This window comes from Azospirillum sp. UENF 112521 (assembly GCF_058780665.1).
Map to the genome: position 1 here is coordinate 561,301 of NZ_JBSNCI010000004.1, position 23,854 is coordinate 585,154.

Genomic DNA, 23,854 nt, shown 5'->3' on the forward strand with positions numbered 1-23,854 from the left:
TGCGCCAGTTTCGTTGAGGGGCCAAGCTCCACGGAGGAGAAGCCGCAAACCGGCTGACAAAAAGTGCATACAGTTTTTGCATGCACTTATTTTATGCATGTGCACGGAGCTGCTGCATTCAAATGCGGCACTTGGCGAGTTGCATTCCCAACCGGCCTCGCTTATGGAAGGCGGAGCAGGCGGGGGCGGTGATGGCCGAGGAAAAGCGCGAGCAGAAGCGTTCAGGGAAAACCGGTGGCGACCGTGTCGCGGCGATCTGCACCGCCTTGCGGCGCGCGATCATCGAGCGGGCGCTGTCGCCGGGAGACCGGCTGCCCGAGGATTCGCTGGGCGAACGCTTCGGCGTCAGCCGGACCATCGCCCGCAGCGCGCTCGGGCAGCTGGCGGCTGAGGGGCTCGTCGATCTGCGCCGGAACCGCATCGCCGTGGTCGCCGTGCCGTCCTTCGAGGATGCGCGCGACATCTTCGACATCCGGGTCGATCTGGAGCGGCAGGTCGTCCGCCATCTGGCCGGCAAGCTGACCGAGGCCCAGGTCAAGCAGCTGACGGCGATTGTCGAGGCCGAGCATCAGGCCCGGCATGGTGCCGAGGGGATTTCGATCCGCCTTGCGACGGAGTTCCATGTCCGGCTGGCGGAGATGACCGGCAAGCCCGTGCTGATCCGCTATGTGACGGAGATCTGTTACCGCGCCGGGCTGTCGCTGGCGGTCTTCAGCCGGCCCCATTCGTCCGAATGCGCAGTGAATGAGCATCTGGAACTGATCGAGGCGATCCGGACCGGCCCCGCCGACAAGGCCTGCGCCCTGATGGACGAGCATCTGGAGGCCGTGGCCTCCCGCGCGCTGCTGCAAAGCTCGGGCGCCCGGAGCCGCGACCTCATGGATATCCTGGCGCCCTACACCGAATAAGGGCGCCAGGACCGGCAGGCTTAACTCAGCGGGCGCAGGAGGGATCGAGGATCCATTCGGCGCTGTCGTTCCAGACATCGGTTTCGACGATCAGTCCGTCCCGCACCACGAAGCGGTCGACATAGCGGTTGTTGTCGAAGAGCGTGCCGTCCGGCCAGGCGCCATACAGGTAGCCCAGGCTGTAGACGATGGTTTCCGTCTCGCCCGGCACCACGTCATAGCGCTCGATCCGCTTCTTCACCCATTTGTAGCGCGCGGCATTGAAACCGGTCGGCCCGCTGGGCGTGTCGAAGACGCGATGCCCGGTGAAGCGGCAGATGAAGCCCGGTGCCACGTGTTTGGCCGCGCGCACCGGATCGGGGGCCATCGACGCCTCCAGATAATCCTTCACCGCCTGCAGATCGCGTTCAGTCGTCTCACTCATCTGGACCTCCGTAAGTGTCGGCATATTGGTATCAAAACTGCATGCGATTTCCGCATGCAAACGACACGCCGGATTTCGAGATGCCGCAGACCAACAGTTTCGATCTTCTCCTGCGCAACGCCCGGTTCAGGGCAGGGCAGGGCTTGCAGGACATCGCGGTCAGGCAGGGACGGATCGCCGCCATCGGCCCCGACCTGACGGGCACCGCCGTCCTGGAAGAGGACATCGGCGGGCGCCTCGTCCTGCCGGGGCTGGTGGACACCCACATCCATCTCGACAAATCCTGCCTGCTCTGCCGCTGCCGCGATGCCGGCGGCGGGCTGAAGGGAGCGATTGCCGCGGTCTCCGGCCTGAAGCGGGCATTCACGGTCGAGGATGTCTACCAGCGCGGCGCCCGCACCCTGGAACGGGCGATCACGCAGGGCACCATGCATATGCGGGCGCATGTGGAACTCGATCCGCTGGTCGGCCTGCGCAGTTTCGAGGCAATGACGCGGCTCAAGCGCGACTATGCCTTCGCCATTGACCTGTCGATCTGCGTCTTCCCGCAGGAGGGGATGACCAACGACCCGGCGGTCGAACGGCTGCTGGTCGAGGCGCTGGCGGAGGGGGCCGATCTGCTGGGCGGCTGTCCCTACACCGATGCCGACCCGTCCTTGCAGATGGAGCGCCTCTTCGCCCTGGCAGTGGCGCATGACGTCGATCTCGATTTCCATCTGGATTTCGATCTCGACCCCAGCTGGTCACATCTGGAGGAAATCTGCCGGCGGACGGTGGCGGCGGGCTGGCAGGGGCGGGTCGCCGTCGGCCATGCCACCAAGCTCGCCGCCATCGACGATGCCGCGCTGGAGCGGATGACCGTGCTCCTGGCCGAAGCCGGCGTGGGGGTGACGGCCCTGCCGGCGACGGATCTCTATCTGAATGGGCGCGATCAGAAGCACCGGGCGCCGCGCGGGGTGGCGCCGGTCCATCTGCTGGCGGACGGCGGCGTCACCGTCTCGGTCGCGACCAACAATGTCCTGAACCCGTTCACGCCCTTCGGCGACGGTTCGCTGATCCGGATGGGCAACCTCTATGCGAACCTGATGCATCTGGGGCCCGAACGGTTCGGCGATTGCCTCGACATGGTCTCAACCACGGCCGCCCGGCTGATGCGCATTGCCGACTACGGCATCGCGGTCGGCGCACAGGCGGATTTGATCGTGCTCGACGCCGACGACGAAACCGACGCCTTCGGCGGCATCGCCACGCCCGTGATGGGATTCAAGCGCGGCCGCAAGAGCTTCGTCAGACCCGCCGCGACGCTGGTGAGATAGCGGCCGATTTCCCACGGCGGCGGGCACCGGCAAGGCCGATGGCGGCGCAGAACACGACGCCCGCGGCCAGGCTGGTGTGGCCGCTGAACATGACGAGGCCGAGGCCCCAGCCCTGCCAGTCCAGCAGGACACCCAGCGCCAGCAGCATGACGCCCGTTCCCGCGACCCGCAGAAGGCGCGTCGCGGCCGGCGGCAGCGGACGGCCGAACAGGTCGTGCTGCTGGCGCTCCGTCGCCAGGGCCAGCGCCGCGAAGGCGGCAAGGCAAAGCGCGAAGGACAGGAGATGCATCATGAGCGTCCCTCCTCCAGCGCGCCGCCGATAACGCCGCCCCGCCCCTTGGCGGGCACAGCCCGCGGTTTCGGCCGATGGCGGGCGGTGCGCAGTGCCAGCACGGCGTGGAGCGCCGCCAGTGACAGGCACATCAAATCCATGCCGGCGAACACCCAATCGGCCTCGGCCACGCTGTGCCACAGCGGCCGGTCGGTCGTGACGGCGTTCAGCACCGGCAGAAGCGCCAGCAGCGCCGTCGCCGCCCACAGCTGTTCGATCCAGGCCGTCTTGGCCGGGCGCAGCACGGCATGCGCCAGCGCCAGCGCCCAGACCGCGAAGAACAGGTGGATCTCCCAGGCTCCCCGGTCCGCCAGTCCCGCCGGCAGCAGGCGGTTGCCCCAGAGGAAGGCCGTCATGGCGACCGACAGCCCGGCGATGCTGGCGATGTTCAGCCGCTCGACGATGCGGAAGCCAATATGGGGCCGCTCGGGATCGGCCAGCTTCTGGCGGCGCTTCACCGTCCACATCACCAGACCGGTGCCGACCATCGCCGTGCCCATCAGGCTGACGAGGAAATAGAGCCAGCGTGTCACCGCGTCGCTGAACCGCCCCAGATGCAGGGCATACAGCACGCCGCGCGTCTCCGCCGCCGCCCCCACCCCCTCGCGGGTCTCCAGCAGACGGCCGGTCGGGCCGTCGAACAGCATGTATTGCGGGCTCATCGAGACACGGCCGGCCTCGCCGCGCGCGACCGCCACACGGGCGGTGCTGTCGCCGGAATTGGTGGCGGTGACGCGGCCGACGGCGTCCTGGCCCCAGCGCTCCTGCGCTTGGCGCACCATGTCGGCGACAGAGGCGAGCGGGACCGCCTGTCCGCTGGGCTTGCCCGGCTGGATGAAGGCGTTCAGTTCGGCGGTCAGCTGCTGGCGCTCGGCCGGTGTCGTGATCGCCGTCCGCTCGCCCCAGGGCATGTAGAGCGCCATCAGCGTGACCAGCCCGGTGTAGGTGATCATGGCGTGGAAGGGCAGCCCGAACACCGACAGCGCATTGTGCGCGTCGAGCCACGACCGTTGCCCCTTGCCGCCGCGGAAGGTGAAGAAATCGATGAAGATCTTCTTGTGCGTGATGACGCCGCTGACGATGGCGACCAGCATGAACATCGCCGCCGCCCCGGCGATCCAGCGTCCCCACAGAACCGGCATGTAGTGGAACTGGAAATGGAAGCGGTAGAAGAAATCGCCGCCCAGCGTTTCACGCGCGGTGACCTTGCCGCCGGTGGCGGGATCGAAGGCGGCCTCCGCGAAGGAGCGGCGACCGGACGCCGCCCCCGCTTCTCCGGGTGCCATGCGCCAGAAGGCGTAGACGCTGTTGGTGCGCCCATCCGGCAGGCGCATGCTCCATTGCGGGCTGCCCGGCGCGATGGTGCCCAGCTCATCGGCGACGCGCTGGGCGACCAGGGCCGGATCGGGCGGTTCTGCCAGATGGGCAAGTTCCGGCCGCATCCATTGCGACAGCTCGTCCTTGAAGTAGGACACCGTTCCGGTCAGGAACATGGCGTACAGGATCCAGCCCATCAGCAGGCCGGCCCAGATGTGCAGGCCCGACATGCTCTGGCGGATGCCGCGGCCGGCGGGGCGCTGTTCCCTTTCCCGCCTTACGTTGTCCGTCTTCACAGGACCTCTCCCCTCACCAGACCGACCATGCCGCCAGCAGCAGCGGGGCCGCCGCCGCCAGCAGGCCGACCCAGGCCCGCAGCGCGCTGCGCGCCGCGAAGACCCAGACGACCGCCGCCGCATAGATCGCGAAGCTCGCCAGCATGCCGGTCAGCACGGCCTGCGGCTTGCTCATCGGCAATGCCAGCGCCGCCACGCTGCCGAGCGCCGCCAGCGCATAGCCGCCGAACAGCGCCGCGACGATGCGCGAGGCGACCGGTGCGGCGCGGCGGACAGGGCCGATCCGCGGCATCATTGGTGCGGCGCTGCCGCCGGGCCGGCGGAAAGCGGCGGCAGGCCGTCGCCGTGGACGTAGGTGACCGTGGTGGCGTAGCTCACGGCGTCATAGCGTTCCGGACCCTTGGCGCCCGGACGCTCGCCGGGGCTGCGGTCGGTCAGGCTGGCCTCGGCGACGTAAGTGCCCTTCCACGGCAGGTCGAAGCCGACGACGCCCTGTTCGTCGGTGTAGCCCTCCTTGGCCCAGCCGGACTGCGTCACCAACGACACCTTGGTCTTCGCCTTGGGCTGTCCCTTGAAGAACAGCTTGAAGCGGCCCGGCTCGCCGGCGGGAACCAGATCCAGGGGCAGCTTCGGCTGCTGCTCCTTGAAGCCGGTGATCAGGCGCGCCGACGGGTGGTACCAGTTGGCGGTCTCCTTCCCGTTGTCCTTGCCCGGATAGAGCGGATAGAGCGGGTCGTCGGCGACGATGGCTTCGCCCTCGCCGGCCTTGAAGGGCAGGGTAAAGCCGGTTGCGGTCTTGGCCGCGTCCACCGTCTGCTCGCCTTTGGCCGAGACCAGCGTGGCGGCCGGCTTGACGAATTTGTCGAGCAGGCCGGGCGACGCCTCGCGCAGGTTGTCGCCGAACTCGCCGAAGCGGATCACCGCATTCTGGCCGTCGGCCTGCTCGATCCAGATCTGGTGGGCGTTGGCGGGTGCCGCGAGGCCCAGCAGGGCGACGATGGCGATGGACAGTCTGGTCATGATCACTCCGGCTGGATCGGGGGGTGGGGATCAGAAATCGGCGGAGGCGGACAGCAGCACCGTGCGCGGCGCGCCGACGGTCACGTAGGTGCCAGTGGTCAGCCAGTAGTTCTTGTCGAACAGGTTCTCGACATTGGCGCGGAAGGTGACCGGCGTGCCGACGACCGTGGTGGCATAGCGCGCGCCGATGTCGAAGCGGGTCCAGCCGTCGAAGCGCAGGGTGTTGGCGTCGGTCAGGTAGGAGCCCGAGGTGTAGATCACCCGCCCGTTGAGGGCGAGGCCCTGGACCCACGGGGTTTCCCAGTCCAGCCCGGCCGACAGGGTCTTGTCCGGCACGCCGGCGGCGTCGTTGCCCTGCACCGCGGCGACGGCGGTGCGCGTCAGCTTCGGGTCCATGAAGGCGGCGCTGGCCATGCCGCGCAGGCCGGGCAGGATCTCGCCATAGACCGACAGCTCCAGGCCGCGGTTGCGCTGCTCGCCGTCATAGGCCAGCTCGTTGGCCGCGGTGCGGATCGAGTTCGGCTTGGTCAGCTGGAAGACCGCCGCCGTGGTGGTGATCGTCCCCCAGTCGACCTTGACGCCGGCCTCGTACTGCTTCGACTTGAAGGGGGCCAGCACCGCGCCGGTGTTGGCGTAGCCTGCGCCGACCACCGTGCCGCGCGTCAGCCCCTCGGCATAGTTGGCGTAGAGGGAGACGTTGGACAGCGGCTTGACGACGAAGCCGGCCAGCGGCGAGGTCGCGCTGGCATCGTAGGTGCCGGTCTGGGCGCCGGTGGCGGTGCTGAAGCTGTCGACATGGACCTTCTGGCGGCGGGCGCCCAGCGTCAGCATCACCCGGTCGTCCAGCACCGACAGGGTGTCGGCCACCGCGACGCTGGTCAGCGAGGTTTCCGCCGACTTGCGCGCGGAGGTGCGGGCGGCGGTGACGGCGGGCAGCGCCACCGGGTTGTAGATGTTCGACAGGGCGGAGCCGGCCGACTGGATGTAGGCGTTCCCCTCGTCGCGCTTGAAGCCGGTGTAGCCGACATTCAGCTGATGATGGACCGGGCCGGTCGCGAAGCGCCAGCGGGCGCCCGCGGTGCCGCTGACCGTGCGGGAATAGGAATCGTAATAGGCGTTGCGGACCGTGAAGTTGCCGAGCGCGTTCACCGCGGTGGTCGAACTGGGGAAGGTCTGGTCGTTCTCGCCCTTGCGGTAGCCGATGCCGGCATAGGCGGTCAGGCTGTCCGTCAGGTCGACCTCGATGTTGGAGGCGACGGTGACGTCCTTCTGCACCAGAACCGTGCCGGGATACCAGTTGCTGCGCGCGTCGGGCGGGGAGGGGATGGCGGTGGTGGCGGGCAGGATGCTGATCTGCGGCCGGAAATTGTCGGTGTCGTCGCGCTGGCTGATGGCGTCCAGCGACCAGCGCAGCCGCTCGCCGCGGTAATCGACCGCCAGGGCTCCCAGGCCGGAGCGGAGGTTGCCGCCGTCGACCGACGCCTCGCCGTTGCGCATCAGCCCGTTGAAGCGGACGCCCCATTCCTTGGTCTCGCCGAACCGGCGGCCGACATCCAGATGCACGCCGAGATTGGCGTCGCTCATGTAGGTGTTGGTGACGCGGGTCAGCGGTTCGTCCCCGGCGCGTTTGGCAAGGATGTTGATGCCGCCGCCGATGCTGCCGCCGGGAGAAATGCCGTTGACCAGCGCGCCGGGGCCCTTCAGCAGCTCGATCCGCTCGACGATCTGCGCCGGCACGCGGTTGGACGACACCAGTCCGTACATGCCGTTGAAGCCGACATCGCCGGACCCGACGGCATAACCGCGGATCTGGAAGGTGTCGTCGAAGCCGTTGCTGCCGGTGGTCAGCCGGACGGAAGCGTCGTTGATCAGCGTGTCCGCCGCGGTGCGCGCCTGCTGGTTCTCGATCAGGTCGGAGGTGTAGTTGACCGTGCTGAAGGGCGTGTCCATGACGTCGCCGCTGCCGAGCAGGCCGACCGATCCGCCGCGCGCGACCTGCCCGCCGGCATAGGGCTGCGCCAGACCGCCGGTCATCAGTCCGGCGTTGGCCGTCACCTGGAGGGCCGGCAGGGTCGTGCTGTCCGGGGAAGTAGCCGGGTCCGCGGCGCTCTGCGCGACGACGGCATAACCCGACGCCGTGCGCGCGATCCCATGGCCGCTGCCGGCCAGCAGGCGGCGCAGGCCATCCTCCACCGTGGTGGCACCCTTCAGGCCGGGCGAGGTCTTGCCCCGGACCATCGCCGGATCCGCCTGGACCGTCACGCCCGCCTGCGCGGCGAAGCGGCTCAGCGCCTCGCCCAGGGGACCGGCGGGAATGTCGGCGTTGACGGTGGCGGCCGTCGTCTGGGCATGGGCCGCGGAGACCGGGAACGCGCCACCCGCCAGAACCGCGGCGGCGAGCCCGGCCGCGATGGCCGCCGGACGCAGGCCGGACCTGCGGGCGTCAGGCCCGGCCGAGCGCTCGCCACACGCAATGGTCGTGCAACGGGCATCTGCCGTGCCGCGAACTAGTTTCATAGTATCGGTTCCCCTGCCTGACGATGGTTGCAGCACGACACCGCCGACCGGCACGGTTCCCCCCAGGCCAGTCGAACGTGTGACTTATATAAGAGAATGCATATCATTCGCATCGATAATGCGAATCGTTCGCACTATAGTCATCGACTCTTGGCCGGTGCAACAGATGTTTGGCTCGATTGGATTTTTCTGGGGAACCGGGAGCAGCCTATCGCAATGCGCGCACCGTCCTGCCGCCGCAGGTGGCGGGCGCAGGCGCGCCGGACCGCCCATCCCGCCTTTACAGCGCTGGCCCAATGATCTTATCTCCGCAGCATGGATCGTCGCAGGCTCCAGTTCTTTGTCGCGCTCTGCGAGGAGCTGCATTTCCACCGTGCCGCCGCGCGGTGCCACATCACGCAGCCTGCCCTCAGCCAGCAGTTGCGGCAGCTGGAGGACGAGCTTCAGGTCCAGCTGGTCCACCGCAACAAGCGGCGGGTTTCCCTGACGAGGGCCGGCAAGTCCTTCCTGGGCGAGGCCCGGAAGATCCTGAACCAGATGGATCGGGCCGCACAGCTCGCGCGCCAGACCGACCGCGGCGAGATCGGGCAATTGTCGGTCGGCATGACCGCACCGGCGCTCTACATCGTCTTCCCCGAGATCATGCACCGGTTCCGCACGGCCTTGCCCAATTTCGGCGTGAACGTGCATGTCATGACGACGTCCGAGCAGGAGGAGGCCCTGAGGGCGGGGGCCATCGATGTCGGCATCTTCCATCCGCCGCTCGACGACCAGTCGCTGTCGTCGCACCTCATCGCGCGCATCCGTTTCAATGTCGTGCTGTCGGACCGCAACCCATTGGCGGAGAGGCCCCGCCTGCGGCTGGAGGATTTGTCCAGGCAGCGCTTCATCATCTTCCCGCGCGTGATCGGTCCGCGCCTGTACGACGAGATCATCAGCCTGTGCCAGCAGGCGGGGTTCAGTCCGGAGCTGATCCTCGAAGCCTCGCCTGCCCAATCGATCATCGCGCTGGCCGCCGCCGACTTCGGCATCGGGCTCATCGCCTCCGATCTTCAGCAGTTCGCGCGGCCGGGTGTCGTCTACCGCCCGCTGGACGGGCCAGCTCCCTACCTGACGCTCGGGGTCGCCTACCAGAGCGACGACACATCCCCGGCGATCCAGACATTCCTCGATGTCGCCGCGACCGTCGGTGAACTGGTCTCCTGAGCGAACGTGCCTCCGGCACGATCTCCGCCGGTAGAAACAGGGCCGGTGAAAACTTCTCCTTATCAATCGATCATTTTTAAAAGTTGGACCTACTCAGTTCGTTGGCCCTATCGTTTGCATAACGGAGGATCAAGCCAATGAAAGTCTTCATGATTGGGGAAGCAGCCAATCACAAGGACAAGCTCGGCGCTTTCCTGACGACACCCTGCGAGATCATTTCCCTTCCCCGTGAGGCCGCCCACTCGCCAGACTTCGATTCGGCGATCACCGCGGACGACGTGGTCGTGTCTTTGCGTTTCTCCCGCAACGATGGGTCCGTTCCGGATTTTCGACTTCTGCATGTGCCGGGGGCCGGGCTGGACGGCATCGACATGGCCTCCCTGCCGTCCGGAGCCAGCCTGTGCAACGTCTTTGAACATGAGATTCCCATCGCCGAATTCGTCATGGCGGCGATGCTGAACTGGGAAATCCGTCCCGATGCCCTGCGCGGCTCCTTCGCCACCGACAGCTGGTCCGACGTCTACCGGGCGCGCGTGCCGCATGGCGAGATCCACGGCCTGACCCTGGGGCTGATCGGTTTCGGCCGCATCGGGCGGATGATTGCCCGGCGGGCGGCGGCCTTCGGCATGCGCATCCTCGCCGTGGATCAATTCGCGGCTGACCCCGACGGTCTGGCCGAGGCGATCCTGCCGCCGGACCGCCTGCCGGAGATGCTGGCGCAGTCGGATTTCGTGGTGATCGCCTGCCCGCTGACCGATGAAACACGCGGGCTGATCGGAGCGGCCGAACTCGCCGCCATGAAGCCGACCGGCGTGCTGATCAACGTATCGCGCGCGCCCATCGCCGACGAGGAGGCGCTGTACGGCGCCTTGCAGCGCCGGACCATCGGCGGTGCGGTGCTCGACGTCTGGTACGGCTATCCGGCCGGGGCGGACGACCGGGTGGCGCCCGCGCGCTTCCGCTTCGAGGATCTGCCGAACGCGGTCTGCACCCCGCATTCCTCGGCCTGGACCACCCGGCTGCCCGAACGCCGCTATGCCTTCATCGCCCGGAACATCGACCGGCTGATTGCCGGCGAACCGCTGCTGAACCTTGTGCGGGCGCCTGCTCCGGCAGCGCGGCCCGCCTTACAGAACACGAGCTTCCCATGATCCGAGACACCGAGGACCTCGCCCGCCGCAGCGCCGGCGTGCCGATCAAGATCACCGGCGTGAAGACCTTCGTCGTCAACGCCGAGATGCGCAACTGGATCTTCGTCAAGGTTTTGACCGACCAGCCCGGCCTGTATGGCTGGGGCGAGGCCAGCCTGAACTGGAAGACGCGGGCCGTCACCGGCGCCGTCGAGGATCTGGAGCCGACCGTGCTCGGCCGCGACCCGCGCGACATCGAGCAGTGTGTCCGCGCGATGAACAAGTTCAGCTATTACAAGCTGGGCATGGTCGGCGTTACGGCGATCAGCGGCATCGAGCATGCGCTGTGGGACATCTTCGGCAAGAGCGTCGGCCTGCCGGTGTGGCGCCTGCTGGGCGGCAAGGTCCGCGACCGCGTGCGGGTCTACACCCATCTCGGCCTCGGCGAGATGAAGTCGGTGTACGAGACCTTCGACATCGGCTCGCTGAAGGAGCGCGCCGCCGCGGTGACGGAGAAGGGCTACGACGCGCTGAAGGTGGTGTTCATCCCCTATGGTGCCCATAGCGCCCCGGTCCCGGCCCAGCGCCATGTCGGCAAGATGATGCAGGCGCTGCGCGACACGGTGGGTGACGGCGTCGACATCATGATCGACTTCCACGGCCGACCCGGCTCCATCGCCGCCGCCATGGGCTACATCCGCGAACTGGAGCCCTACCGGCCGATGTTCTGCGAGGAGCCCGTCCAGCCCGGCGACACCGAGGCGCTGCGCCGCATCGCCGAGCAGGCCGACTGCCCCATCGCGTCGGGCGAGCGGCTGGTGGGCTTGAGGGAATTCATGCCGGTCTTCGCCCAGAAGGCGGTGCACATCGCCCAGCCCGACCTGAACCACACCGGCGGCCTGCTGGAAGGGAAGAGGATCGCGGCACTGGCGGAGGCGGAGCTGATCGGCATCGCGCCCCACAATCCCAACGGCCCGCTGGCCGGCGTCGCTGCCCTGCATTTCGACATCTCCACCCCGAACTTCGTCATCCAGGAGGAGATGAGCGGTGCGGTGCCCTGGTACGACGATGTCGTGCAGACGCCGATCCGCCGCACCGGCAGCCACTGGGAGGTGCCGGACGTTCCCGGCTTCGGCATCGAGGTGAACGAGGATGAGGCGGCCAAGCACCCCTTCAAGCCGGAGGTGATGCACACGACCTCCGCCGTCCTGGACGACGGCACCATCGTCGATTGGTAAGCCGCAATCGGTAAGGCGCGGCCTTCCTGTTTCATCGGACGGATTTCGATCATGAGAGACTTCAACACCCCGGGCGACGTGTTCAACGCGCTGCCGTCGCGGGTCGTCTTCGGGGCGGGCGCGGTCGACCGCATCGACGGAGAGGTGGAGCGGCTGGGGGCCGAACGCGCGCTCGTCGTCTCCACGCCCGGCCGCAGCGCCATGGGCGGGCGTGTCGCCGACCGCCTCGGTAGCCGCTGCATCGGCATCCTGCCGGAAGCGATTTCCCAGGTGCCCATCGAACTGGCCATCCGGGGCCGGGCCAGGGCGCGCGAGATGGGCGCCGACTGTCTGGTCAGCGTCGGCGGCGGCGCCTCCATCGGTCTGGGCAAGGCCATCGCGCTGGAACTCGGGCTGCCGATCATCGCCGTGCCGACCACCTATTCCGGCTCCGAGATGACCGGCTTCTGCGGAATCACCATCGACGGCGTCAAGCGGATGCACCAGAGCCTGCGCATGCTGGCCGGCACCGTCGTCTACGATCCCTCGCTGACGCTCGGGCTGCCGGTGGATGTCAGCATGGCCAGCGCCATGAACGCGCTCGCCCATTGCGTCGACGCCATCTACACCCCCACCATCAGCCCGGTGATCGTGCCGGCGGCGATGGAGGGCGCGCGGGCGATCATGGACGCGCTGCCGCGGGTGGCCGCCCGTCCGGACGATCCGGAGGCGCGTGCCGACCTGCTTTACGGCGCCCATCTCGCCGGTGCGGCGCTGGCCGGCGGCTTCGCCCTCCAGCATGGCGTCGCCCATGTGCTGGGCGGCACCTACGGCGTGTCGCACGGATTGTCCCATGCGCTGGTGCTGCCCCATGTCGCGGCCTACAATGCGCCCTTCGCCCCCCAGGCGATGGAGCGGCTTGCCGCCGCCATGGGGGTGGCAGACGTCGGCGCCGCCATCTTCGACGTGATGGAAACGGTCGGCCTGCCGACGCGCCTGACCGAGGTCGGCTTCTCCGCCGACCGGATCGCGGAGGCCGCCCGCATCACCGTCGAGACCGACAACCGCTACAACCCCGGACCGGTGACCGAGGAGGCCGTGCGCGGCATCCTCGCCGCGGCGGTGGAGGGGCGCCGCCCAGGGTCGCATCCGGGCCGATAGGGGCCGGCGCTGGGAGCCGAACCGGAGCAGAGAACGCAAAAAAGGGAGGAACCACCATGACGATCAAGCCCACCATGACGATCAAGCGCAGACAGTTTCTGGCAGCCACCGCGGCGGGCGCCCTGGCCGTCCCCTTGGCCGCCCCCTTCATCTCGAAGGCGCACGCCGCGGAATTCGCCTGGAAGTTCGGCCACGGCTTCCCTGCCAGCCACCCGCTGCACGTCCGCGCCGTCGAGGCCGCCGAGCGCATCCGCAAGGAGACCAACGGCAAGGTCGACATCGCCGTCTTCCCCAACAGCCAGCTCGGCGGCGACAGCGACCTGCTGGCGCAGGTCCGCTCCGGCGGCATCGAGTTCTTCAGCACCGGCGGCCTGATCCTGTCCACACTGGTCCCGGTGGCCTCGATCAACGGCATGGGCTTCGCGTTCAAGGATTACGACGCGGTCTGGAAGGCGATGGACGGCCAGCTCGGCGGCGTGATCCGCAAGGGCTTCGACAAGGCCGGCCTCCACGCCTTCGAGCGCATCTGGGACAACGGCTTCCGCCAGATCACCACCGCCACCAAGCCGATCACCGGGCCGGCCGATCTGGCGGCGTTCAAGATCCGCGTCCCGGTCAGCCCGGTCTATGTGTCGCTGTTCAAGGGGCTGGGCGCATCGCCGACCAGCATCAACCTGGGCGAGGTCTATGCGGCCCTCCAGACCGGCGTGGTCGATGGGCAGGAGAATCCGCTGGTGGTCGCCGACACCGCCAAATTCTACGAGGTGCAGAAATTCTGCTCGATCACCAACCATGTCTGGGACGGCTCCTGGATCGTCACCAACGGCCGGTCCTGGCGCGGGCTGCCCGAGGATCTGCGCCAGATCGTCAGCCGCAACCTGAATGACGGCGCGCAGCAGCAGCGCCAGGACATCGCCGGCCTCAACGAAGCGCTGCAGAACTCGCTCTCGCAGAAGGGTCTGACCTTCAACAAGGTCGATCCGGCGCCGTTCCGGGAGGTTCTGCGCAAGTCCGGCTTCTACGGCGAATGGAAGGCCAAATACGGCGAGGAGGCCTGGAGCGCCCTGGAAAGCTCGGTGGGGGCCCTGACATGACGGCGGTGGTGGATCACAAGTCCACCGCCGGCCCGTCCGCTGCCGGTCCTTCCGACGGCGCCAGCCCGTGGCTGGCGCAGGTCGACCGGCTTCTGGGCTGGCTGTCCGAATTGCCGGTGGCGCTTCTGGTGGCGGCGGAGGTGGTGATACTCTTCACCGGCATCGTCGCCCGCTACGTACTCCACGCTCCGATCACCTGGTCGGACGAGCTGGCGTCGATCCTGTTCCTGTGGCTGGCGATGCTGGGGGCCGTCGTCGCCTTCCGCCGCGGCGAGCATATGCGGATGACCGCCTTCGTCAGCTGGGCGTCGCCCCGCGCGCGGGCCTTCCTCGACGTCTTCGCAGTGGCGGCGGCGCTCTGCTTCCTGCTGCTGGTCATCCTGCCGGCTGGCGAATTCGCCTGGGAGGAGCTGGAGATCACCACGCCCGCGCTGCAGATCTCGAACATGTGGCGCGCGGCGGCCCTGCCGACCGGCCTCGGGCTGATGATCGCGACGGCCCTGGTCCGGCTGGCACGGGTGGGCGACGTCCGGCTGGTGGCGGGCGCCCTGGCGGCGGTGGCGGCCATCGCCGCACTGTTCACGGTCCTCCAGCCGGTGCTGGCCGATCTCGGCAAGATCAACCTGCTGGTCTTCTTCGTGGTCGTGGTGGCCGGGTCGGTGTTCGCCGGCGTGCCCATCGCCTTCGCCTTCGGGCTGTCGAGCTTCGGCTATCTCGCTTTGACCACGAAGGTGCCGCTGCTCGTCGTCATCGGCCGGATGGACGAGGGCATGTCGCACCTGATCCTGCTGTCGGTGCCGTTGTTCGTCTTCCTCGGATTGCTGATCGAGATGACCGGCATGGCCCGCGCCATGGTGGCGGTGCTGGCCAACCTGCTCGGCCATGTGCGCGGCGGCCTGTCCTATGTGCTGATCGGTGCGATGTATCTTGTCTCCGGCATTTCCGGATCGAAGGCCGCCGATATGGCGGCGGTCGCCCCGGTGCTGTTCCCGGAGATGAAGAACCGCGGCGCCAAGCCGGGCGATCTGGTGGCGCTGCTGGCCGCGACCGGCGCGCAGACCGAGACCATTCCGCCCAGCATCGTGCTGATCACCATCGGCTCGGTCACTGGGGTTTCCATCGCCGCCCTCTTCACCGGCGGACTGCTGCCCGGCCTGCTGCTGGCGGTGATGCTGTGCCTGGTCGTGCGGCACCGCTACCGCAACGAAGACCTGTCGGGGGTGCGCCGGCCGACCGGCAGCGAGCTGGGCAAAAGCCTGGTGGTGGCGCTGCCGGCGCTCGCCCTGCCTTTCGTGATCCGCACCGCGGTGATCGAGGGCGTCGCCACCGCGACCGAGGTGTCGACCATCGGCATCGTCTATGCCGTTGCCGTCGGGCTGCTGGTCTATCGCCGCTTCGACTGGCGGCGGGTGGTCCCCATGCTGGTCGAGACCGCGGCCTTGTCGGGGGCGATCCTGTTCATCATCGGCACCGCGACGGGGATGGCCTGGTGCCTGACGCGCTCCGGCTTCTCGACCGATCTGGCCCACTTCATGGCCAGCCTGCCGGGAGGCTCCTTCACCTTCCTGGCGGTGTCCATCGTCGCCTTCATCATCCTGGGCAGCGTTCTGGAAGGCATCCCGGCCATCGTGCTGTTCGGCCCGCTGCTGTTCCCCATCGCCCGCGAGATGGGCGTGCATGAGGTGCAGTATGCGATGGTGGTGATCCTCGCCATGGGTTTGGGCCTGTTCGCCCCGCCCTTCGGCGTCGGCTTCTACGTCGCCTCGGCCATCGGGCGGGTCAACCCGGACGAGGGCATGCGCCCGATCATGGGCTATCTGGCGGCGCTGCTGGCCGGACTGGCGCTGGTCGCGGCCATTCCCTGGATCTCGACCGGCTTCCTGTAACCCGTATCGTCGGTCTTTTGGCAGGTTGCTCAAGCCGGCTCCGGTTCACTCCGGGGCCGGCTTTGTTTTTGGGAGGCCGGTCAGCGCTGCGAGACCGATCCGGCCGCCGCAGCGTGCAGGCGGACGTCGGCGAGCAGGACATCAAGCTGTTCGTGAAGCCCAGGCTGGGCGCCACCGTGGACATCCCGGCGCTGTCCGACTGGCTCGGCCGTCAGCTGGCGCCCTACCAGAACCCGCGCTACATCGCCCTGGTGGAGGGGTTCGAGCGCACGCCCAGCCAGCGCATCATGAAGCACCGCCTGTCGCCCGCAGTGAATGACAGCTGGGACCGTCAGGCGGCGCGCTGAGGCCGCCCGGCATCGTCTTCGCCTCCGTCGTCGAAAACGGACAAAGCCGGCTGTGAGACCAGCCGGCTTTGTCGTGTAGCAGGGAGGCAGAAGCCCCGCCCTCAGCGGGTCAGGCGCGGCTCCGGCAGGCCCTGGACGCCGGCGTCGAACATCAGGACCCGGCCGCCATGGGGGTCCTCGGCCAGATCGGCCGGGCCGCGGCTGAGCGAGGTGACCAGCATCGTGCGCAAGCCCTCCCCGCCGAAGGCGCACATGGTCGGCTTGCGCATCGGCACCTCGATGCGGCGGTCGAGATCGCCGCGCGGGGTGAAGCGCTTGATGCAGCCCTCGTCCAGGCAGCAGATCCAATAGCAGCCGTCGGCGTCGACCGCCGCACCGTCCGGCCGCCCGACCATCGCCCGCATGTCGATGAAGGGACGCCGGTTGCCGGCGGTGCCGGTCTCCGGATCGTAGTCCCAGGCCCACACCATCCGCACGTCGCGGTGGCTGTCCGACGCGTAGAGCGTCCGGCCGTCCGGGCTGAAGGCGGAGCCGTTGGGGATGACGAAGCCGGTCAGCCCGGTCTCCACCAGCCCCTCGGCGCGGGTGAAGCGGTACCACGCGCCGGACGGGTCGCCCTTGGCGATGTCCATCACCATGGCGGACACCCACAGCCGCCCCTGCCGGTCGCAGCGCCCATCGTTGAAGCGCATGCCCTCCGTCGGGAAGGGGCTATCGGCGAGGCGGCTGAGCACTGCTTCACTCCCCGCCTCGGGCAGGTCGGCATCGAAGAGACCGGTCTGGCAGGCGACGACCGCACCGCCGTCCGGCCGCAGCGCGAGGCTGCCGACCGGCTCCGGCAGCGTCCAGTCCTGCCGCACGCCGCTGGACTGGTCCAGCCGGTGGATGCGGCGGCCCGGGATGTCGATCCAGGTCCAGCTGCGGCGGTCGGCGTCCCAGACGGGATTCTCGCCGGTGCCGTTGCGCAGGTCCGGTTCGATGACGGCGTCGAGGCCGATGGTGGTGACGGCGGTCATTTGGTTGCTTCCACCGGTCCGCCCGATACGCCCGCCCGCTCGGCCCGCCAGCGCTTCACCAGCGGCAGCAGCATCGTCAGGATGGCGACGGTCAGCAGCACCGCGGTGATCGGCCGGCTGTAGAGGAAGTCGTAGCTGCCGCCCGAGAGCGACAGCGCGCGGCGGAAGTTGGCCTCGGCCATCGGTCCCATGATCAGCGCCAGCACCACCGGCGAGGCCGGGAAGTCCCACTTCTGCATGAAGTAGCCGGCGACGCCGGCGGCCAGCATGATGCCGATGTCGAACAGGCTGTTGTTGATGGCATAGGTGCCGACGACACAGAGCGCCAGGATGACCGGCGTCAGCACCGACTTCGGCATTTGCAGGATGCGGCCCATGAAGCGCAGCGAACCAAGCCCCAGCACCAGCATGCCGACATAGCAGAAGATCATGCCGGCGAAGAGGGTGAAGACCAGATCGCCGTGTTCCTTGAACAGCAGCGGACCCGGTTGCAGGCCCTGGAGCGTCAGGGCGCCCAGCATCACGGCGGTCACCGCGTCGCCGGGGATGCCCAGCGTCAGCATGGTCAGCAGCGCGCCGCCGGTGCAGCCGTTGGCGCCGGCCTCGCAGGCGGCCACGCCGCCCAGCTCGCCCTTGCCGTAATTCTCCGGCGTCTTGCTGAAGCGCCGCGCCTCGTTGTAGGCGACGTAGGCGGCGATGTCGGAGCCGGCGCCGGGAATGATGCCGATGACGATGCCGAGGATCGAGGAGCGCGACACGACGCCGAGCAGCGACTTGTAGGTCGCCCAGGGTGGGATGATGCGGCCAAGTGCTGCCGCCATGCCGAGGCGTACCTTCGGGTCCTCCATCGACTTGAAGGCTTCGGCGGCGGCGAACAGCCCGATCATCACCGGGATGAAGGGGACGTTGAACAGCTCGGTGTAGCCGCCGGTGAAGCGCGGGAAGCCGCCCATCGGGTCCATCCCGACGGTGGCGATCAGCAGGCCGAGGAAGCCGGCGATCAGCCCCTTCACCACCGACTTGCCGGAGATGCTGGCGATGATGCTCAGCCCGAAGACGGCGAGCGCGAAGCTTTCGGATGCGCTGAACTCCAGGGCGAAGCCGGCGAGCACCGGCGCCAGGAAGATCAGCACGAGGATGCTGGCCATGCCGCCGAGGAAGGACGACAGGGTGGCGGTGCCGAGCGCCACGCCGGCCATGCCCTTCTTGGTCAGCTCGAAGCCGTCCATCGCGGTTGCGGCGGCGGCAGGCGTGCCGGGGATCTTCAGCAGGATGGCGGTCACCGAGCCGCCATAGACGCCGCCGAAGAAGACGCCGGAGATCATCAGCAGGCCGGACACCGGGTCCATGCCGAAGGTGAAGGGCAGCAGGATGGCGACGCCCATCGTCGCGGTCAGGCCGGGAAGGGCGCCGATGACGATGCCGAGCGCCACGCCCACCAGGGACAGCAGCAGCGCCATCGGGTTGGCGGCCAGCGTCGCGACGCCGTTCATCAGCATGCCGAGTTCATGCATGGCGGCGCTCCTTGGCGGGAGTGAGGCGGGACGACGGGGTCATTCGAACAGGCTCCCGACCGGCAGCGGCACCTGGAGGGCGCTCTGGAAGGTGAAATAGATGACGGCGGTCACGACAACGGCGATCACCGGATTCCACAGCGGGCTGCGCTGCCCCATCAGCCACATCAGGGCTGCCATGTAGACCACCGTGGCGACGGCGTAGCCGACATACTCCATGGCGTAGAGGCAGGCGGCGGTGGCGAGGATGCCCAGCGCCACCCCGGCATAGCCGGCGACACCGACCGGCGGGGTATCGTCGGCGATGGTCGGCATGCGCAGCGTGTTGGCGATCAGGATCAGGCACAGCACGATCAGCACGGAGGCGTGGATGATCGGGAAGCGGGCCGGGCCGACGTCGGCGGCCAGCATGGTCTTGGGGAAATCGCCGGTCGATGCGATGGCGGCGGCGGCCACCGCGATCAGCACGACCGCGATGACGAGATTGGCGATCTTGGTGGAGAGGGGCGCGCCGGCCCCGCCGCCCTGGACAGGTGCGTTGCTCATCAGTCGGACTCCTCGGAAACGGAACGCCGGCCCGGCGGCTGCCGGACCGGCGCGTTTCCGTGTTACTTGGCCATGCCGAGCTTGGTCATCAGATCCTTGAAGAAGGCGTTGTCCTTCTGCATGGCGGCGCCGAACTCCGGACCGTCGGCATAGGCCCAGGTCAGGTTCATCTTGGCGAGCTGCTCACGGAAGGCCGGCTCCTCGGCCGCCGCCTTGCTGGCCTTGCGCAGGGTCTCGACGACCGGCGCCGGGGTCTTCTTCGGAACGACGATGCCGCGCCATGTGGCGACCGACAGGTCGATGCCCTTCTCCTTCAGCGTGGGCACGTCGGGGAACGCCTTGGAGCGCTCGTCGGCCATCACCGCCAGCATGCGGAGCTGGCCGCCGGCAACCTGGCTCGACACCTCGGCCGGGCTGACCGACACCGCCTCGATGTGGCCGCCCAGCAGGGAGGTCACGGCCGGGTTGGCGCCGTCGAACGGGATGTGGTTGAAGGTCAGGCCGGTCTTGTTCTGCAGCGCCTCGGCGGCGAGGTGCCAGATGGCGCCGGTGCCGGAGTTGCCGATGCGGACCTTGCCGGGGTTGGCCTTGGCGTCGGCCAGGAACTCCTCGATGGTCTTCCAGGGCGCATCGGCCTTGACGGTGATGGCGCTCGGCTCGGCGTTCAGGCGGGCGATCGGGGTGAAGTCGTCGACCGAGAAGCGGGCCACGCCCATGTGCGGCAGCAGGGTGATCTCCACCGTGCCCATGCCGACCTTGTAGCCGTCGGCGCGGGCGGCCATGATCTCGGTCAGGCCGACGGCGCCGCCGCCGCCGGTCTTGTTGACGACGCCCATCGCCTGCGGCAGGTGCTTCTTGGTGGCGTCGGCATAGGCGCGGGCGACCAGATCGGTGCCGCCGCCTGCGGCATAGGGAACGATCAGCTCGATCGGCTTGGTCGGGTAGTCGGCGGCCTGCGCGCCGGCAATCAGGCTGGCCGTGGCCAGGACGCCGACGACGGCGCCGGTCAGGAGGCGATAACCCTTCATAAACGTTCTCCCTCGAATTTTGCTTGATGGGGTGCGGATAAGGAAAAGCGGACGGCTTCGCCGCCCGCGTGAAGTCAGCGCGGGTTGAGCGCGGTCCAGGACGCGACGAAGGCGTCGGCCCGCTCGGCGATCTCAGCTGCGGTCATGCCCGGCTTGTAGAGCGCCGATCCCAGCCCGAAGCCGGCGACGCCGACCTCCAGGAAGGGGGCCATGGTGTCGGGGGCGATACCGCCCACCGGCAGCAGCCGGGTGCCGGCCGGCAGCACGGTGCGGATCGCCTTGACGATGGTCGGGTTGATCTGCTCGGCCGGAAACAGCTTCAGCGCGTCGGCGCCGGCCGCCAGAGCCGCGAAGGCCTCGGTCGCCGTGGCGACGCCGGGGACGCAGGCCAGTCCGGCCGCCTTGGCGGCGCGGATCACCGCGGTGTCGGCATGCGGCATCACCACCAGATCGGCGCCGATCTCCTTGAGGCGGGCGACCTGCGCCACCTCCAGCACGGTGCCGGCGCCGACCAGCGCGTCCTGCGGCAGGATGCGGCGGATGGCGGCGATGCTGTCGAACGGATCCGGCGAGTTGAGCGGCACCTCGATCAGGCGGAAGCCGCGCTCGTAGAGGGCGCGGGCGGCGTCCTCGCATTCGGCGGGCTTCAGGCCGCGCAGGATGGCGACCAGCGGCAGGGCGGCGAAGGCGGCGTCGAGCCTAGCCTTCAATGTGTCTTCAGACATGTGTGTCCTTTCCGGCCGGCGGCGCGATCAGGCCGGCGGCGATGGCGAACTGGAACAGCCCCTTGGGCGCGGTGTTTTCGAGCCGGGCGGTGGGCTCGATGCCCAGCAGGGCCAGCCCCTGGACGTAGCGGCGGCACAGCGAGCCGTCACCGATCAGCAGAAGCGGCCGGCCACTGCCCAGCGCCGCCCCCATCCGGGCGAGGCCGGAGACCATCTCGTGCCCGATCAGCAGGCCGGACAGGAAATCCTTCAGCAGTTCCGGCGCCATGCGGCGGGTGATGCCGAGCGTGCGGGCGGCGAAGATCTGGTGCGACAGGTCGCCTGGGCCGCTGGCCTGCGCCGCCCGCACGCCGTCGGCGAAGGCCGCGTCGCGGGCGTCAGCATCGGCCTCCACATCCGCCGGCATCAGGCGGCCGAGGATCGAGTGCTTGGTCAGCACGGCGAACAGCTCGCCGGTCATGTAGGTGGCGAAACGGGTCATCCGCCCGTCCTCGATCTGCACCCATTTGGAATGGGTGCCGGGCAGCACCATGCAGGCCTCGCGCGCCCAGTCCGGACGGTCGGCCAGCACGCCGGCGATCTGGATTTCCTCGCCGCGCAGGATGTCGGGCGGTGCGTCGGGCGGGGCGTAGGTGACGCCGGGGGCGATGAGGATGCGGACGCCGGCGGCACTGTCCACCGCGATGGCGTGGCCGGCCAGCGTGCCGGTGTCGGCCGGGCAGGCGACATAGGGCGCCTCGGCCCAGCCCTGGGCGCTGCCGACCATGCCGCCGGCCACCACCGGGACGCCCGGAGTGCCGGCCAGCCAGTCGCCGCACAGCTCGGCGAAGGCCTGCTCGAAGCCGGGCAGGCCGGGCTGCGGCAGATTCTGGATGCCGTGCGCGTTGGCGCGCTGCTCCAGCACCATGCCGGCGCCGTCCATGAGGAATCCGCGCAGACTGGAGGTGCCCCAGTCCAGCGCGATCAGGGCCGCCCCGTCGCGCTTCCGTCCTGTTTCCATCCCAATTCCTTCGATATCGCATCGGCGGCCGCGCGGACCACCGGTCCGAGTTCAGCCATCCGTTCGTCCGGCATGTAGGGCACCGCGCTCGCCACGCTGATGGCGGCGACCACCTGGTTGCTGATGTCGCGCACCGGCGCGCCGACGCAGCGGACGCCGATCTCGTTCTCTTCGAGGTCGAGCACCCAGTCCCGCCGCAGGAAGCCTGCCATCAGCTTTTCGTATTTCGGCCAGGGCAGCGGCCCGGGCCGTCCGCCCACCGTGTCCGGCGCCGTCGCCACCGCGTCGTGCAGCGCACGCCAGCGCGACGGCGGCATCCCCAGCATCAGCGCCTTGCCGATGCCGGTCGAGGCCAGCGGCATGCGCAGGCCGACGCGCGAGCGCATCTCCAGCCCGCGCGTGCTCGGAATCTTGTCGAGATAGAAGACCTCGTCGCCGTCGACCACGCCGAGATGGACGGTGTCGCCGGTGCGCTGGGCCAGCGCCTCGATGTGGGGCCGGGCGAGCGCCACCAAGGGCCGCTGCTCCAGCGCCCTCATGCCGAGTTCGATCAGCTTCGGTCCCAGCAGATAGCCCTTGTAGGGGACATGGTGCAGGTACCCCTCCGCCACCAGGCTGTTCAGCATGCGGTGAACGGTGCTGCGCGGCGTGTTCAGCCGGGCCGCGATGCCCTTCACCTCGGTCGTGCCGGTCGCCACGCACTCGATGGCCGCCAGCCCGCGGAGCAGGGTCTGCGTTCCGGCGGCCTGCCGCCTTTCGGGTGTGGCCGGGTCGATCGCGTCAACGGGCTGGGTCATGGGATCGATTCTGGTGGGCATTCGTGTCGCCTCGGTGACGGGACCTTAGTGGCCACGTTGTATGTTGTCAAATCTAACAGCAATGATGCCATATAGTGAGACATTTATAAAGAAGGCAATATGACGCGCTGATACGGCCAATCTTGACCCAGCCATGGTCAGCTCCTAACATCCTGATGATATTGAGAGTTATATCTCAATATTTGAGACATTGTTTGCGTCGAGCGCGGGCCGCACCGCGCTTCGCGGTTTTCAACACGAGTGAAGGAAGGGCTCACGCATGTTCGATGATCTGAAAGGCCGGCGCGTTCTGGTGACGGGGTCGTCCCAGGGAATTGGTCTGGCGGCGGTCGAGGCGTTCGCCCGCCACGGCGCGCTGGTCGGCATGAACGGCCGCAAGGCGCCGGCCGACCTCGACTCCACGCTGGCCCGGCTGAACGCGCTGGACGGCGAGGTCGCCTTCCTGCCCGGCGACGTGTCGTCCAGCGAGGGTGCAAAGCGTCTGGTCGAGGATTTCGTCGCCCGCTTCGGTGGCATCGACGTACTGATCAACAACGCGGGCGGTCTGGTCGCGCGCAAGCCGCTGGAGGAGATCGACGACGAATTCTTCGACGCGGTGACCGACCTGAACGCGCGCTCCGCCCTGATGGTCACCAAATACGCGCTGCCGCACCTGAAGGCGTCCGCCACGCAGAGCGGCACCACCGCGTCGGTGATCCTGGTCGGCTCGGTCGCCGGCTACACCGGCGGCGGCCCCGGCGCCGGGCTGTACGGTGCGGCGAAGGCGTGGCTGCACAACATCCAGAAGAACTGGGTGAATTTCCACACGAAGGACGGCATCCGCTTCAACACGGTGTCGCCCGGCACCTTCGACACCGCCTTCCACGCCGACAAGGACACGGACACCAAGGCCCGGATCGGCGCCGGCTTCCCGATGGGCCGCTTCGGCAAGCCGGAGGAATGCGCGCCGACCTTTCTGTTCTTCGCCTCGCATGCCTGCAGCGGCTACATCACCGGGCAGATCCTCGACGTCAACGGCGGCCAGTACATGCCCTGAG

Annotated in this window: 23 protein-coding genes; 10 read left to right on the forward strand and 13 right to left on the reverse strand. The window is 68.4% G+C overall.

Annotated features, from left to right (window positions below; translation table 11 throughout):
- Nucleotides 1-191 precede the first annotated feature (191 nt).
- On the forward strand, nt 192-908 hold the full coding sequence (locus ACWPN8_RS23095; protein WP_109447464.1) for a GntR family transcriptional regulator: 717 nt from the start codon (nt 192-194) through the stop codon (nt 906-908).
- A gap of 25 nt (nt 909-933) precedes the next feature.
- On the opposite strand, the gene ACWPN8_RS23100 is transcribed toward ACWPN8_RS23095, so the two are convergent.
- Entirely contained in the window at nt 934-1,332 is a 399-nt protein-coding gene (locus ACWPN8_RS23100; RefSeq protein ID WP_492242433.1) for a nuclear transport factor 2-like protein, read from the reverse strand.
- Nucleotides 1,333-1,412: 80 nt separating this feature from the next.
- On the opposite strand from ACWPN8_RS23100, the gene ACWPN8_RS23105 reads away from it, so the two are divergent.
- Nucleotides 1,413-2,648 (forward strand): amidohydrolase family protein, encoded by a 1,236-nt coding sequence (locus tag ACWPN8_RS23105; protein WP_492242434.1) that lies wholly within the window; start codon nt 1,413-1,415, stop codon nt 2,646-2,648.
- Here the strand turns inward: ACWPN8_RS23105 and ACWPN8_RS23110 are convergent.
- The 5 genes from ACWPN8_RS23110 to ACWPN8_RS23130 are packed head-to-tail and all read right to left on the reverse strand — an operon-like array spanning nt 2,620 to nt 8,129.
- A complete protein-coding gene (locus ACWPN8_RS23110) occupies nt 2,620-2,940 on the reverse strand; it encodes a DUF3325 domain-containing protein (RefSeq protein ID WP_492242435.1) in 321 nt (106 codons plus the stop codon). The two genes, ACWPN8_RS23105 and ACWPN8_RS23110, sit on opposite strands and share 29 nt — an antisense overlap.
- Nucleotides 2,937-4,592, reverse strand: a complete 1,656-nt coding sequence (locus tag ACWPN8_RS23115; protein ID WP_492242436.1) for a PepSY-associated TM helix domain-containing protein — start codon at nt 4,590-4,592, stop codon at nt 2,937-2,939. The genes ACWPN8_RS23110 and ACWPN8_RS23115 overlap by 4 nt, the downstream gene beginning before the upstream one ends.
- Nucleotides 4,593-4,605: 13 nt before the next feature.
- Nucleotides 4,606-4,887: a DUF3649 domain-containing protein gene (locus ACWPN8_RS23120; protein WP_492242437.1), complete on the reverse strand. Its 282-nt coding sequence runs from the start codon at nt 4,885-4,887 to the stop codon at nt 4,606-4,608.
- Nucleotides 4,884-5,612, reverse strand: coding sequence for a cobalt ABC transporter substrate-binding protein (locus ACWPN8_RS23125; RefSeq protein ID WP_492242438.1), 729 nt, complete (start codon nt 5,610-5,612; stop codon nt 4,884-4,886). The genes ACWPN8_RS23120 and ACWPN8_RS23125 overlap by 4 nt, the downstream gene beginning before the upstream one ends.
- A gap of 30 nt (nt 5,613-5,642) precedes the next feature.
- Nucleotides 5,643-8,129, reverse strand: coding sequence for a TonB-dependent siderophore receptor (locus ACWPN8_RS23130; protein ID WP_492242439.1), 2,487 nt, complete (start codon nt 8,127-8,129; stop codon nt 5,643-5,645).
- Between the two features lie 315 nt (nt 8,130-8,444).
- Here ACWPN8_RS23130 and ACWPN8_RS23135 point away from each other — a divergent pair, with 315 nt between their 5' ends.
- From ACWPN8_RS23135 to ACWPN8_RS23165, 7 genes are all read left to right on the forward strand, one after another.
- On the forward strand, nt 8,445-9,335 hold the full coding sequence (locus ACWPN8_RS23135; protein ID WP_492242440.1) for a LysR family transcriptional regulator: 891 nt from the start codon (nt 8,445-8,447) through the stop codon (nt 9,333-9,335).
- Between the two features lie 149 nt (nt 9,336-9,484).
- Entirely contained in the window at nt 9,485-10,486 is a 1,002-nt protein-coding gene (locus ACWPN8_RS23140) for a 2-hydroxyacid dehydrogenase (protein WP_492242441.1), read from the forward strand.
- On the forward strand, nt 10,483-11,703 hold the full coding sequence (locus ACWPN8_RS23145) for an enolase C-terminal domain-like protein (protein WP_199237607.1): 1,221 nt from the start codon (nt 10,483-10,485) through the stop codon (nt 11,701-11,703). Before ACWPN8_RS23140 ends, ACWPN8_RS23145 begins: the two co-directional genes overlap by 4 nt.
- Before the next feature lie 51 nt (nt 11,704-11,754).
- Complete coding sequence (locus ACWPN8_RS23150; protein ID WP_492242442.1) at nt 11,755-12,843, forward strand: maleylacetate reductase; 1,089 nt, start codon at nt 11,755-11,757, stop codon at nt 12,841-12,843.
- 56 nt (nt 12,844-12,899) lie between these two features.
- Nucleotides 12,900-13,937: a TRAP transporter substrate-binding protein gene (locus tag ACWPN8_RS23155; RefSeq protein ID WP_376960419.1), complete on the forward strand. Its 1,038-nt coding sequence runs from the start codon at nt 12,900-12,902 to the stop codon at nt 13,935-13,937.
- The gene (locus ACWPN8_RS23160; RefSeq protein ID WP_492242443.1) at nt 13,934-15,823 is read left to right on the forward strand and encodes a TRAP transporter large permease; all 1,890 of its coding nucleotides are present in this window, start codon (nt 13,934-13,936) and stop codon (nt 15,821-15,823) included. The genes ACWPN8_RS23155 and ACWPN8_RS23160 overlap by 4 nt, the downstream gene beginning before the upstream one ends.
- Before the next feature lie 113 nt (nt 15,824-15,936).
- The gene (locus ACWPN8_RS23165; RefSeq protein WP_199237608.1) at nt 15,937-16,170 is read left to right on the forward strand and encodes a hypothetical protein; all 234 of its coding nucleotides are present in this window, start codon (nt 15,937-15,939) and stop codon (nt 16,168-16,170) included.
- A 101-nt stretch (nt 16,171-16,271) separates the two neighbouring features.
- Here the strand turns inward: ACWPN8_RS23165 and ACWPN8_RS23170 are convergent, their stop codons facing one another.
- The 7 genes from ACWPN8_RS23170 to ACWPN8_RS23200 all read right to left on the reverse strand — a co-directional run bounded on the left by ACWPN8_RS23170 (nt 16,272) and on the right by ACWPN8_RS23200 (nt 22,796).
- Entirely contained in the window at nt 16,272-17,186 is a 915-nt protein-coding gene (locus ACWPN8_RS23170; RefSeq protein WP_492242444.1) for an SMP-30/gluconolactonase/LRE family protein, read from the reverse strand.
- Nucleotides 17,183-18,700, reverse strand: coding sequence for a tripartite tricarboxylate transporter permease (locus ACWPN8_RS23175; RefSeq protein WP_492242445.1), 1,518 nt, complete (start codon nt 18,698-18,700; stop codon nt 17,183-17,185). Before ACWPN8_RS23175 ends, ACWPN8_RS23170 begins: the two co-directional genes overlap by 4 nt.
- A 39-nt stretch (nt 18,701-18,739) precedes the next feature.
- Entirely contained in the window at nt 18,740-19,246 is a 507-nt protein-coding gene (locus ACWPN8_RS23180; RefSeq protein WP_109447488.1) for a tripartite tricarboxylate transporter TctB family protein, read from the reverse strand.
- A gap of 62 nt (nt 19,247-19,308) precedes the next feature.
- Nucleotides 19,309-20,274 (reverse strand): Bug family tripartite tricarboxylate transporter substrate binding protein, encoded by a 966-nt coding sequence (locus tag ACWPN8_RS23185; RefSeq protein WP_109447490.1) that lies wholly within the window; start codon nt 20,272-20,274, stop codon nt 19,309-19,311.
- A 74-nt stretch (nt 20,275-20,348) separates the two neighbouring features.
- Nucleotides 20,349-20,999: a 2-dehydro-3-deoxy-6-phosphogalactonate aldolase gene (locus tag ACWPN8_RS23190; protein ID WP_109447492.1), complete on the reverse strand. Its 651-nt coding sequence runs from the start codon at nt 20,997-20,999 to the stop codon at nt 20,349-20,351.
- Nucleotides 20,992-21,999 carry a 2-dehydro-3-deoxygalactonokinase gene (locus tag ACWPN8_RS23195; RefSeq protein ID WP_109447494.1) on the reverse strand — a complete coding sequence of 336 codons (1,008 nt, stop codon included), beginning with the start codon at nt 21,997-21,999 and terminating at the stop codon, nt 20,992-20,994. Before ACWPN8_RS23195 ends, ACWPN8_RS23190 begins: the two co-directional genes overlap by 8 nt.
- Nucleotides 21,963-22,796, reverse strand: coding sequence for an IclR family transcriptional regulator (locus ACWPN8_RS23200; protein WP_109447497.1), 834 nt, complete (start codon nt 22,794-22,796; stop codon nt 21,963-21,965). Before ACWPN8_RS23200 ends, ACWPN8_RS23195 begins: the two co-directional genes overlap by 37 nt.
- Nucleotides 22,797-23,076: 280 nt before the next feature.
- On the opposite strand from ACWPN8_RS23200, the gene ACWPN8_RS23205 reads away from it, so the two are divergent.
- A complete protein-coding gene (locus ACWPN8_RS23205; protein ID WP_492242446.1) occupies nt 23,077-23,853 on the forward strand; it encodes an SDR family NAD(P)-dependent oxidoreductase in 777 nt (258 codons plus the stop codon).
- Nucleotide 23,854: the final 1 nt, after the last annotated feature.

What these genes read in the sequence shown, in the direction of transcription:
- ACWPN8_RS23095 (WP_109447464.1), top strand. Translation starts at nt 192, where the DNA reads ATGGCCGAGGAAAAGCGCGAGCAGAAGCGTTCAGGGAAAACCGGTGGC.
- ACWPN8_RS23100 (WP_492242433.1), bottom strand. Translation starts at nt 1,332, where the DNA reads ATGAGTGAGACGACTGAACGCGATCTGCAGGCGGTGAAGGATTATCTG.
- ACWPN8_RS23105 (WP_492242434.1), top strand. Translation starts at nt 1,413, where the DNA reads ATGCCGCAGACCAACAGTTTCGATCTTCTCCTGCGCAACGCCCGGTTC.
- ACWPN8_RS23110 (WP_492242435.1), bottom strand. Translation starts at nt 2,940, where the DNA reads ATGATGCATCTCCTGTCCTTCGCGCTTTGCCTTGCCGCCTTCGCGGCG.
- ACWPN8_RS23120 (WP_492242437.1), bottom strand. Translation starts at nt 4,887, where the DNA reads ATGATGCCGCGGATCGGCCCTGTCCGCCGCGCCGCACCGGTCGCCTCG.
- ACWPN8_RS23125 (WP_492242438.1), bottom strand. Translation starts at nt 5,612, where the DNA reads ATGACCAGACTGTCCATCGCCATCGTCGCCCTGCTGGGCCTCGCGGCA.
- ACWPN8_RS23130 (WP_492242439.1), bottom strand. Translation starts at nt 8,129, where the DNA reads ATGAAACTAGTTCGCGGCACGGCAGATGCCCGTTGCACGACCATTGCG.
- ACWPN8_RS23135 (WP_492242440.1), top strand. Translation starts at nt 8,445, where the DNA reads ATGGATCGTCGCAGGCTCCAGTTCTTTGTCGCGCTCTGCGAGGAGCTG.
- ACWPN8_RS23140 (WP_492242441.1), top strand. Translation starts at nt 9,485, where the DNA reads ATGATTGGGGAAGCAGCCAATCACAAGGACAAGCTCGGCGCTTTCCTG.
- ACWPN8_RS23145 (WP_199237607.1), top strand. Translation starts at nt 10,483, where the DNA reads ATGATCCGAGACACCGAGGACCTCGCCCGCCGCAGCGCCGGCGTGCCG.
- ACWPN8_RS23150 (WP_492242442.1), top strand. Translation starts at nt 11,755, where the DNA reads ATGAGAGACTTCAACACCCCGGGCGACGTGTTCAACGCGCTGCCGTCG.
- ACWPN8_RS23155 (WP_376960419.1), top strand. Translation starts at nt 12,900, where the DNA reads ATGACGATCAAGCCCACCATGACGATCAAGCGCAGACAGTTTCTGGCA.
- ACWPN8_RS23160 (WP_492242443.1), top strand. Translation starts at nt 13,934, where the DNA reads ATGACGGCGGTGGTGGATCACAAGTCCACCGCCGGCCCGTCCGCTGCC.
- ACWPN8_RS23170 (WP_492242444.1), bottom strand. Translation starts at nt 17,186, where the DNA reads ATGACCGCCGTCACCACCATCGGCCTCGACGCCGTCATCGAACCGGAC.
- ACWPN8_RS23175 (WP_492242445.1), bottom strand. Translation starts at nt 18,700, where the DNA reads ATGCATGAACTCGGCATGCTGATGAACGGCGTCGCGACGCTGGCCGCC.
- ACWPN8_RS23180 (WP_109447488.1), bottom strand. Translation starts at nt 19,246, where the DNA reads ATGAGCAACGCACCTGTCCAGGGCGGCGGGGCCGGCGCGCCCCTCTCC.
- ACWPN8_RS23185 (WP_109447490.1), bottom strand. Translation starts at nt 20,274, where the DNA reads ATGAAGGGTTATCGCCTCCTGACCGGCGCCGTCGTCGGCGTCCTGGCC.
- ACWPN8_RS23190 (WP_109447492.1), bottom strand. Translation starts at nt 20,999, where the DNA reads ATGTCTGAAGACACATTGAAGGCTAGGCTCGACGCCGCCTTCGCCGCC.
- ACWPN8_RS23195 (WP_109447494.1), bottom strand. Translation starts at nt 21,999, where the DNA reads ATGGAAACAGGACGGAAGCGCGACGGGGCGGCCCTGATCGCGCTGGAC.
- ACWPN8_RS23200 (WP_109447497.1), bottom strand. Translation starts at nt 22,796, where the DNA reads ATGACCCAGCCCGTTGACGCGATCGACCCGGCCACACCCGAAAGGCGG.
- ACWPN8_RS23205 (WP_492242446.1), top strand. Translation starts at nt 23,077, where the DNA reads ATGTTCGATGATCTGAAAGGCCGGCGCGTTCTGGTGACGGGGTCGTCC.